The 9,920-nt window shown below is 66.7% G+C and carries 9 protein-coding genes and 2 pseudogenes; 6 read left to right on the forward strand and 5 right to left on the reverse strand.

Annotation, left to right across the window (positions count from 1 at the left end):
• The 3 genes and pseudogenes from LHA35_RS26710 to LHA35_RS26720 form a co-directional block, all read right to left on the reverse strand.
• On the reverse strand, positions 1-845 hold an 845-nt coding region (locus LHA35_RS26710), incomplete at its 3' end, for a M10 family metallopeptidase C-terminal domain-containing protein (protein WP_408902418.1).
• 62 nt (positions 846-907) lie between these two features.
• Positions 908-1,045: pseudogene (locus tag LHA35_RS29120) on the reverse strand (hypothetical protein); the annotation flags it as partial.
• Between the two features lie 226 nt (positions 1,046-1,271).
• A complete protein-coding gene (locus LHA35_RS26720; protein WP_226614128.1) occupies positions 1,272-1,781 on the reverse strand; it encodes a hypothetical protein in 510 nt (169 codons plus the stop codon).
• 315 nt (positions 1,782-2,096) lie between these two features.
• Between LHA35_RS26720 and LHA35_RS26725 the strand changes: the two genes are divergently transcribed.
• Positions 2,097-2,435 (forward strand): hypothetical protein, encoded by a 339-nt coding sequence (locus tag LHA35_RS26725; RefSeq protein WP_226614131.1) that lies wholly within the window; start codon positions 2,097-2,099, stop codon positions 2,433-2,435.
• Positions 2,436-2,816: 381 nt separating this feature from the next.
• On the forward strand, positions 2,817-3,224 hold the full coding sequence (locus LHA35_RS29125) for a transposase (protein WP_226614144.1): 408 nt from the start codon (positions 2,817-2,819) through the stop codon (positions 3,222-3,224).
• Between the two features lie 324 nt (positions 3,225-3,548).
• Here the strand turns inward: LHA35_RS29125 and LHA35_RS26735 are convergent, their stop codons facing one another.
• The gene (locus tag LHA35_RS26735) at positions 3,549-4,373 is read right to left on the reverse strand and encodes a ParA family protein (RefSeq protein ID WP_226614133.1); all 825 of its coding nucleotides are present in this window, start codon (positions 4,371-4,373) and stop codon (positions 3,549-3,551) included.
• A gap of 401 nt (positions 4,374-4,774) precedes the next feature.
• Here LHA35_RS26735 and LHA35_RS26740 point away from each other — a divergent pair, with 401 nt between their 5' ends.
• The 3 genes and pseudogenes from LHA35_RS26740 to LHA35_RS29130 form a co-directional block, all read left to right on the forward strand.
• Complete coding sequence (locus tag LHA35_RS26740) at positions 4,775-5,752, forward strand: replication protein RepA (protein WP_226614136.1); 978 nt, start codon at positions 4,775-4,777, stop codon at positions 5,750-5,752.
• A gap of 321 nt (positions 5,753-6,073) precedes the next feature.
• Entirely contained in the window at positions 6,074-6,352 is a 279-nt protein-coding gene (locus tag LHA35_RS26745; RefSeq protein ID WP_226614139.1) for a hypothetical protein, read from the forward strand.
• A 1,626-nt stretch (positions 6,353-7,978) separates the two neighbouring features.
• Positions 7,979-8,392, forward strand: a pseudogene (locus tag LHA35_RS29130) (GNAT family N-acetyltransferase); the annotation flags it as partial.
• 296 nt (positions 8,393-8,688) lie between these two features.
• On the opposite strand, the gene LHA35_RS26755 reads toward LHA35_RS29130, so the two are convergent.
• The gene (locus tag LHA35_RS26755; protein ID WP_226614145.1) at positions 8,689-8,916 is read right to left on the reverse strand and encodes a hypothetical protein; all 228 of its coding nucleotides are present in this window, start codon (positions 8,914-8,916) and stop codon (positions 8,689-8,691) included.
• 367 nt (positions 8,917-9,283) lie between these two features.
• On the opposite strand from LHA35_RS26755, the gene LHA35_RS26760 reads away from it, so the two are divergent.
• A complete protein-coding gene (locus LHA35_RS26760; protein ID WP_226614142.1) occupies positions 9,284-9,817 on the forward strand; it encodes a hypothetical protein in 534 nt (177 codons plus the stop codon).
• Positions 9,818-9,920: the final 103 nt, after the last annotated feature.

The following is a 9,920-nucleotide window of genomic DNA, read 5'->3' on the forward strand; positions in this document are numbered from 1 at the left end:
GCCTCGCCGAGAATCCTGAAGCCGCCAACGCCGGCGGCAATGGCGGCGAGGTCTACCGCCAGCCCGGCAGGAGGCGGCGGCTGGGGCTCCTCAGGGGGACCGAGGATGAAGTCTGCCGCACTCAGGTGGTGCACGCCCAGCAGCTCGATTTCGCCGGTGAAGACCGTCGCGCCACCCGCCTCTGCGGCGGCGGGGGTAATCTGGACGAGGGTGCGCCCCTCCTCCGCCAACACTTCGTAGCGCACCTGCAGCACACCGGGCCTGTCCATGAACGGCTCGGTGCCGAGGAACAGCGCCGGCCGTGAGACGTCGAGCGCCAGAAGGGAGACGTCGAGGCGATCGTGGCCGGGCTCGAAGTCGAGCACGAGGTCACGGTCGCCCGCGCCCGCGCCGAGGTCGGGTCGGCCGACTGGGGCGGCGGACGGCTGGAAGACGAAGCGGTCGGCGCCCGGACCGCCGCCCAGGACATCGCCGCCAGGGCCGCCGATCACGACATCGTCGCCCGCGCCCCCGAGCACGGTGTCGGAGCCACCCGCGCCGTCGAGGGTGTCGGCCCCGCCCCCGCCGAGCAGCAGATCAGCCAAGTCGAGGCTGTAGGCGAACGCGGCGCCCCCGGGGCTCGGGTCCCCAGGTCCCCGGCGAATGAAGGACCCGGCGCCATCAATGCTGTCGTCGCCCTCGCTACCGAGGACGGTGTCGACGCCGAAGCCGGCAATGATGGTATCGTCGCCCCCACCGCCGAGCACGAAGTTGCTGCCGGGCACCTCGCCGGGTCGGTAGCCCGCCGGGAGCGGTCCGTCGCGGGTGTCGCCGAATAGCAGGTCACCGCCCGCGTCGCCGAACACGGCATCGTCGCCGAACCCGCCCTGCGCGGTGTCACCGCCGCCGCCCCCAATACGGTGTCATTCTCCGCCAGACCGTCGAGCTGGTCTGCGCCATCAAGGCCGATCAGGAGGTCGCGCTCCGGCGTGCCGGACAGCTCGTCCGGGCCGGGCCTGCCGATCACCGTCGCCATTGCGGTCGCCTCCCGCCAGATTGTTTGCATTTGTCATTATATTCATTTTACCGCACCGACCGGACACAGCGTCGCACGGGTCCGCGAGGGCAATGTGGTCGGTCACCGGTGAGGATGTCGCTGCGAGGTCTCCTGCGACGCGAGCGATCCGCTGGCGACATCGGCGCCGCTGGGTGCGGAGTGGATGGAGACGCTGGAGCAGGCGCCACAAGGGACGGGCTGCCTCCGAGCCATCCGTCCAGTGCCGTCCCCAGCGTCAGGGCAGCTTGAACTCCCCCGTGCTGCGAATGCAGGCGCGGGTCACGCCGGGCTCAAGTGATGGGATGGGCGGCAGCGCCCAGAAGGAGGTCTCGCCCGAGGCGCCTCTGTAGCGGCCCGTGCCGCCCAGGATGGCAGCACTGCCACTGCCCGCCGCAGCGCTCCACTGAAATAGTAGCCGGTCCTCTGCGGACACAGCCAACTCGCAGTAACCGTCGCCTTTTGGAGGCGCGTTGCCCAGGTATGCGAACGTCCCAACGCACCGAGTGGCGGCGCCGTCGAGTGGCCCGCCGGGTTCGGCCGCGCGGGTCGTGCCACGCATCAGATAGACTTTCACCCGGTAGGCGAGCACTTGGTGATCGGACACGACAGCCTCGATCACGTGCTCCTCAGCCACATAGCAGTGCGTGAGGTCGAAGCGGGTGGTCCGCTCCTGGGCCTGGGCCGCCCCCGCAGCGAGGCAGCAGCACAGAGCGGCGGCGGTCCGGCGGCACATGGGCATGGCCATTGATCCTCCACTACCCCGGCAGCCGCATTGAGCACCCAAGGAGCACGGGTCCATGCTCACGCTGCAGAGAGCCTGATGTAGTAGGGGTGAAGAGGTCCTGGTGCGGAACGCGGTTACGTGGGGGCAGACTGTTCTGCCGCATCGCAAAGGACGCGCTTATCCGAGCTGTTAGGCCGCTGCCGCTTCATCGAAGATTACATTGCGAAGTCGCTAGCGTTATTCAATCGCAACCTACTCTGCTGTGTCCTATATAGATCGAGTGGGAAGGATCTTTGGAGGATAGGGCGCCCTTCCCGCAGCCGGTGGAGGCCTATCATGGCCCGCAACACCATTCTCGGCAGAAAGGCCATCTTCACTTCGCTACTCGCAATCGGTGTTGCCGGTAGCGCGCAGGCGCAGGTGCTCGGCGGCGGCAACGCCAGCATCAGCGGTGGCGGCGACGACAGAACCATCACCTACAGCAGCGAAGGCGCTGGCGGTGGTGCCCGCCATGAGCAACTCGGTCGGAGCGTTACCTTCGCCAGCAACAGCGGCGGCAGCCCCTCCTGGACCTATGGCCCGGCTCCAGCGAGTCCTCCCGGCCGCGAGGCCTGGCTGCTCGGCGGGGGCGAGGACATTCAGGTGACTTACGTCTCGCCGCACCAGCGCCGCTGACGAAGACCCCTGAGTAGTCGCGCAGCAGCACGGCACCAGTGGCGTGCTAGCGCTGTGTGGCTCAGACAACGAAAAGGCCGCCCGGCTGCCCGAGCGGCCTACTTCGTGTGCGTACCCAATCCTGACTGCTACCTCCTTGAAAGGGAGAGGCTCCGATCTCCTCTCCGCTCGGCCGAACGCGAGGTCGGGGCGACTGTTTGAGCGGCAGCGCGGTAACACAAGCCGGCATATAGCAGCCTTCTGGTCGTCAGAGCCGGTGCGGGCCGTCAAGCGGTGGCCTACTGTTCCTGCTGCATTGGACCTGCCCCACTTCTGCGGACACTCCAGGTAGGCTGAACGGCCTGAGAGGTGTCGATGGCAGAGGGTGAGAAGCGACGCCGGATGTTTCCGGACGCGTTCAAGCTGGAGGCGGTGGCCGCAGTGCAGGGCGGCCGCTCGGTGTCGCAGGTGGCTGCCGAACTGGGCCTGCCGGATCCGCTGGTGCGGAGCTGGCTGCGCTGGGCTGCCGGGCGCGGGACGGCGGGGAGCGGCGCGCCGGCGCCTCCAAGAGAGCAGGCGGCGCCGGCGCGCCGCGTGGGCCGAGCCCGGCCGATCAGGCCGCCGAGATCGCGCGGCTGCGGTGTGAACTTGCTTGCGGCTCGCTCTAGAAGCCCTTTCCCCGCAGGAATTCGTCCAGGGCTCGCTCCACAACGTCCTGCTGTTCCTCGCGGCTATAGAACTGATAGGCGCGAAGCCGCTCGGCTACCGAAACGCGTATCCGAGCACCTACCTGTTTCCGAGGCTCACTAGCTGGCAGAGGAACTGGTGCTAGAACCACCGGGCTCGCTGGCGAGACGGCTGGGGCAACAGGCGACTGGGTAGGTAGTGCACCGAGGCCCGAGCTAGCTGGCAATGCAGCCAGCGGCGCAGATGACGCGGGAATCGGCTGTTCAACCGCTGCAAGGACTGGCTGGGGAACCGGTAGGGCATCGGACGCCGCAACGAGTTGCTGCGCCCGGGAAGCAGCCGTCACATCACCTTGTGCCGCAGTGGGCGAAGCAGCCAGCTCTGCAATTGGCCGCTCAGTTTGGTCCCGGGTTATATGGAAATTCGCCAGGCGCGTAGGTTGCTTGCTCATCTAACTGCTCCCCTGCTTCGGCCGCCAACCACCCTGAGAGTCGGCTTTTCTGTTAGCTGGTTAGCTAGATCGCGGGTTAACAGACCCACGCGCTTGCTCACGTACTGCCAGAGCAACGCCACTTCCTGGGCCGGGGTACCTCGAGGATCCGCCTCCTGCACCGTCAGGCCATCCAGCGCGCTCGCTGCATAGGTATCGGAACGGTGGAGAACCGCCGGCGCCACGGTGCCGTGCTGCGACAGCGCGATGGCCGCATCCGAGGTCAGCCGTGCCCGCTTGGTCGCCGAATTGACCACGAACACCATCGGCCGGCCGGCGGCGGTCACGAGGTCCGCCGTCTCCCCGACCGCATCGAGGTCATCAGGCGACGGACGGACGGGCACCACCACCAGATCGGCCGCCTCAACGGCAAGCTGGACGATGCGGTCGGCCGCCGGCGGTGTATCCACTATGGTCAGCCCGAACCCCTGCTCTGCGAGAGATGGGATCGCCCCGGCCAGCCGTTCAGCCGCCGCCTGTGCCGCGGCGATCCGCTGCGGAGGCGTGTCGCGCGGCATGTCGGCCGGCGACAAGTCGATAAGCTCGATCCCGTCCTCGGGCCGGCGCTTCCACCAACGCGAAAGTCCCTGCATGGGATCGAGGTCCACCAGAGCCACTCGGGCCACCCCTGCCCGTGTGGCCGCCACCGCCAAGTGGCGGCTGGTCACAGTCTTTCCGGAACCACCCTTCCGGCTCGCTGCCACAAAGACGCGCATGCTTTTCCCCTGTCTGCGCAGGACAATGCCTACCGACCGGACAAATGACCCGTCAAGAAAATCCATTTGTTAGGTTGTTATCCAGCTAACTGGCTAACTAGATAGCGGCATTCATGTTGGGGATTAACTCGCGCCTCCCCTTCTCATCCACCGCCCCCATCGCCCTTCGGGACAGGACCATACCCCGCCGAATAGGGCTTAACTCGCACCCAAACCGCTCCACGGCCACTATCGCCTTCAGCAGGAGGCCCGAGTCTCTCGGAACTGGGGATGAACTCGCGCCCCCCTTGCCCACAGGCAGAGGCAGTTATCCCCGGGGATGAACTCGCGCTCGTTGGGGATGAACTCGCGTAAATAGCAGTTATCCCCGGGGATTATCTCGCGCACTTCAACTAGTAAGTCCAACTAGCCTTCCAACTAGGGGGCGCGAGTTAATCCCCAATTGACCCGCCTTTAATAGGCCGGCAATGGTTTCGACGCTGATGGGGGCGGCTATGGCAGACGATGCCGATAACGGGGTGCGACACCTCGTTCTGGTCCACGGAAAGGCACGCGCTCGGGCGATGGTCGAGCCGGAACGCCGGCCGCTGGTGGACATTGCTGCCGAGGTCCTTGCCGATGAGACGGGCAAGATCGGCATCAGCTACAGCGGCTTTTGCCTGACCGCGCTGCCCCACAAGGCGCTGGCCGCCCATGAGGCTTGGACGAAGCGCGGGCATCGAGTGACCCTGTTAGTGACGCCGGGCCAAGTGTTGGGTCCAGACGGCGAGCCAGTCTATGTCGGCGTCCCTTACGGCGCTAGTGCGCGCATGATCCTGCTGTACCTGCAGACCCGGGCGATCCGCACCGGCTCGCGCGAGGTGGAGCTCGGGCGCAGCATGCACGACTGGATGCAGCGCATGGGGCTGCCCTGGGGCGGCAGGACCGGCCAGAAACTACGCGAGCAAGCGGCGCGGATCTCCGCCTGCAATCTGCGGTTCGAGTGGGAAGGCGACAACCGCTCCGGGTTCACCAAGGGCGGCTTCGTCCAGTCGGGCTTCCGCTTCCATGAAAGGTCGGCAGACAGCCGCCAGTCCTCGCTGTGGGAGGATCGGGTGGTGCTGGATGAGGTGTTCTATCAGGCGCTGCGGAAGCACCCTGTACCATTGCGCGAAGCCGCGCTGCGGGAGCTGGCCGACCGCTCCTTGTCGCTCGACATCTACATTTGGCTGGCGTACCGACTGCACACGCTAGAGCACCCCACGCCGCTGCGCTGGGCCGCGCTGTCGGACCAGTTCGGCGGGAGCTATGCGCGTCGACGCGACTTCGTGCGCGAGTTCAGGAAGGCGCTGGCGCCGGCTGTAGTGGCCTATCCCGAGGCGAAGGTTGAGGTGGATGACGAGGGGCTTGTGCTACACCCGTCACACCCGCCGGTTGCGCCTCGGCTGTTCGCCGTCTCAGGGTAGCCGAAGGGAAGGTTAGCCGATCAGGTTGGCATGCCTCACCTGTTTCCTTACCAGTTGGACTAAAGGTGCCGCATCACAACACCAGGGTGGCGTGGGCAGGGGAATGGGAAGCAGGTCGGACATGCTGGCAGCATCTGCATGCAGGGCTGCCCGGAATACCAACGCGCTGCACTTGAAGGCGAACCAACGGCGGCTCGGTCAGGGAAATTGGTCCCGGGTGGTCCAGTCTCCACTACAGGTAAGCGCGGTTCTCACAAGCTGGGACGGTCACCGCCGTGCTATCCTGATCACCGCCAGACAGTGCGCGACAGGGCAGGAGGCATGCCGGGGACCACCCGTAAGGACCACCAGGCGGATCGGCTGATCGCCATCCGCCTGCGGTACTGCATCAACACCCATCTCGAGGACCAAGGGATCGCCACGCCGGCGCAGATCGCCGCCGCCACCGGCCTGCCCGCCCCCGATGCCGTGCGGCTGCTTTCCCGTCGGCAGTGGCGGGAGGGCGACGTGGAAGCCCTGCAGGCCGTCGCCAGCCGGCTCGGGCTGGAGGTGCCGCTCGAAGGCCTCGATCCCGCGGCCGGCAAGAGCAGGGGAGCATGAACCGTCCCTGAGGCGGCTCCTCTCGATCGGCTGGGAGCCTGTCCGGTGCGCGCCTTGGAGGACGGGCTGCGAACCACCGGGATGTTTGATCGCCGGGGATGTTAAAAAGCGGGCCGCCCCCGGGATGCAGGGAAGGGGACGGCCCGAACTCTCGTTTGGGAGATCTGACCGAAGGGACGTCCCTTTCCGGTCAGGCGGCCGAACGCCCCTGCCACCATGCCGGTTCGAGCGGGAGCGGAGTGCAGTCTCGCTGCTGCAATGGGCTATTTGCACCAGCGAGGCCGGCCGGTGGGGGCGCCAAGCCCTGGGGCAGCAGGACAGAAGGCATGGCGGGGGCTGAGCGGCTGGCCGCCATCGGCCTGTGCTATTGCATCAACACCCATCTCGATATGCAGGGCCTCAGCGCGTCGCCAACCCTCGCGCAGGCAGTTGGCCAGCCAACCGTGAGCAACAGAACAGGCAGCATTGGCTCCCCCGCTTGTTTGTTGATAGTTCAGAATGGCCGTGCTGCCGTAGGACCCGCCGTGGGCAGCGATCCCGGCTACGCGGCTGTCCGTGGCACGGGGGAGGCGGGTGAAGGCACAGCTTCGCCCGCCTTCTTCTGCTCGGCCATCGCAGCCTCACAACAACAGCGCTTGAAGGCGGCTGGTCGCCTCGGGGCAGGTCCGGCCCTCGCCCACTCGCACTTGGCCTCAGTTCTGCCCGAGCCCGACCTGTACGGGGATGTGGGCCGCCCGGTTCAGGGGGAAGCCGGGCGGCCCTGGTGAGCGAGGCTTTTTGGGGACGGCCTCGCCAGGAGCAAATGCCTTCGCATCCTGTTTTGTGGCAGCGGGACCGCATCACCGCTCATATCGGTATGTGACACCGCCGCAGTTGGACCGACCCGTGCCTAGCCCGCATCGCGTGCCCCTGCCGGCGGCATTATCATCCCATGGGTCGAGCCCTGAGCGCCCCCGGCCGGCAGCCGCACTCCCCACGGGCGCCAGGGAGAGATCCCGCACAACCTGAAAACGAGCGGGCGGCCATCATGCCGTAGAATTACGTATGTTGCCGGTCCTGCTGAAACATGACACAACCGGCTGTGCCGCGTGCCTCCCGCGCAGGCAAAAAAAGGGCGGCACCGCGAGGCGCCGCCGAGTTTAGGGAGGAAACGTCCAAGAAAAGCAGACAACCCGGCAACGCTGGGTTGCTGCTGCTTGCGCTGATACTCCTGACGGCGCCAGCGCGCAAGCGGAGTGCTGCACCGCACCATCGAAATGCCGCGGCGCGGGCAAGGTTCCCCTCCCCACATCCCGCTTGTTCGGACGGCCACAGGTGTTGCTGTCGTGCACCGCCCCCGACCCGTCCATGATCGCCGTATCGGGCTGATGAGGCGCTCCGGGCCGGTGGCCCGCCGGACGCGGAGCCCCCATGGGAGCCCAAGCGGGACCAGACGCGCCGATTTTCTTCCGTGATGAACGGGGCTGTGGCATCCTGAACCCAGGAGGCAGAGTTGCCGCATGAGTTTCGGTGAGGAACACGGCCCGGTGGGACACCGGGCCTGCATCTGAGCAAGGGGCGAGGCCGCAGGCGGCCGCCGTCGCTCGCCCCCCGAAGGGCTCTCCTTGTTCACCGTGAAGGCTCACCATGCCACCCCGCGAGGGGCACCGGCCTTGGCTTCGCTTCCGCCGGCTTCCCCGAACCAACCTCAGTGAGATCGAGGCCGTCCGGCTCGATCCGATCCAGGCCGCCAAGTTCCTCGACCCTCTGCCCCAGATCCTCGCCGGGGTGCGGCGGGGCCCGGCCCACTCCCTGCTCCTCATCGAGGTCGAGGACGAAGCGGCCGGGTTCATCGTCCTGCATCCCGACACACGGATCGGGGGATGCTGGTGGGTGGGGACCTTGGCCATCGGCCGCGACCACCAGGGGCAAGGATTGGGCAGGCTTGTCCTCACGGCCATCTTGCGGCGCTTGCGATGCGTCCCGGCGCTCCGCGCGGTTCGTCTTCTCGTCGTCGCGGACAACACCGGCGCCCGCCGACTTTACGAAAAGGCGGGTTTCCGGCCCGTCGGGTACAACCCGCTCACGGACGAGATCCTCATGGAGTGGGGGCCCGACTCTCGCCCGAGGGCGGATGACGGTGGTGGCGATGGCACGAACGCCATGGGCTGCTCCGCGCGGACCCGCAGACGCAAGTTCCGCCTGCGTCCACGCAGCGGCCGCCACGTCGCCCGGGTCCTGGGGACGGAGAGGGGACCACCAGCGCCGCACACACTCACTCGGCCAAGCGACGCGGCATGGGGCGAAAACTTCGCAGCCATGCCGGACAGAATCGCCCTTCCCTTTTGTGCTTCTCGCTACTCAGTGTCCGCAGGTTCAGCGTGCACGAGCATGGTCTCGAGTGCGTGGGCCGTGGCTTCCAGGCGCTCCGCCATGCGGGTCAGGCGTTCACGGTCAGTACTCAGGCTCATTCGCGCCGCGGCCTCGCGGCAGGTCTGGGCTTCGGCGCGCAGGCGCGCTGCTTCGGTCGACGGCATGCGTGCCGCATAAACCCGCTGCAGTAGAACTGCCTTGCGCTCGCTCAAGCCTAGGAAAGACATCGCACTGCTTGGTGCGCCATGGCGACAGAACGTAACCCGCAGAGTGCTGCCGAGGATGTGGGCTGCCGGCCGAGGATTAGTGTGGTGGTCTTCGCCGTGCACTCCAGGCGCCTTCGACCTGCCGTGGCAGCGGGGCCTTTGGTGCCTGTCTGGAACTTGCGTTCTCCGGTCGACACTGTCATCGGACGCGATTGCTCACGTCGCCTGGGGCATAATCTGCAACGCGATCAGCCGCGCGGCTGCCAAAGCAGGCGAGGCCCCTGCTGTTGGGCTGGTCGCAGTGCCTCACCATATCGGCCGCATCGGTGACGTTTGGCTCGCAATGAACGGATCTCCAGAAGACGAACTCGGTATGGGTTACGCAGCCCCGGTTCAGCGGCTACTGAGCATTGGCGAGGCCCGCAGCTACAATCCGTCCGAGTGGCCTGATTACTGTGCGCGGTTCGGACTTCAGCACGAGCACATCAGTGACTTGATCCGCATGGCCTGTGACGCTGGGTTGAACCAGGCGGACTCGGGCAGCAATGAGGTGTGGGCGCCCATGCACGCCTGGCGTGCTTTGGGGCAGTTGCGTGCCGAAGAGGCGGTCTTGCCGTTGCTGGCGCTCCTCAGAGCCGCCGAGGATGACGAGGCGGCGGCCGAAGAACTTCCGGCGGTGTTCGGCATGATCGGGCGGGCGGCGATTTCGCCTCTTGCCGCATTCCTGGCGGATCGGTCGAACCCGGAACCGGTGGTCTCCACAGCCTTGTCTGGGATCAAGGAAATCGCCGCGCGGCATCCCGAATGCCGGGCCGAGTGCATCGGCATCCTGGTGCGGATGCTGGAACCACGGGCTGAGACGGACCCGACGAACGCTGGCTTTGCGGTGTGTGTTGATTGCCACTGAGAGCTGACCCGGGATTGCCATGAGGATTTGACCCGGGTTGTGGCTGGAAGTTCGGGGTTTTCGGCTTCTGTCAGGTGGGTTGTGGCCTCCTTTCGTGCTTGGC

It is taken from the genome of Roseicella aerolata, assembly GCF_020523605.1.
Taxonomy (GTDB): Bacteria; Pseudomonadota; Alphaproteobacteria; order Acetobacterales; family Acetobacteraceae; genus Paracraurococcus; species Paracraurococcus aerolatus.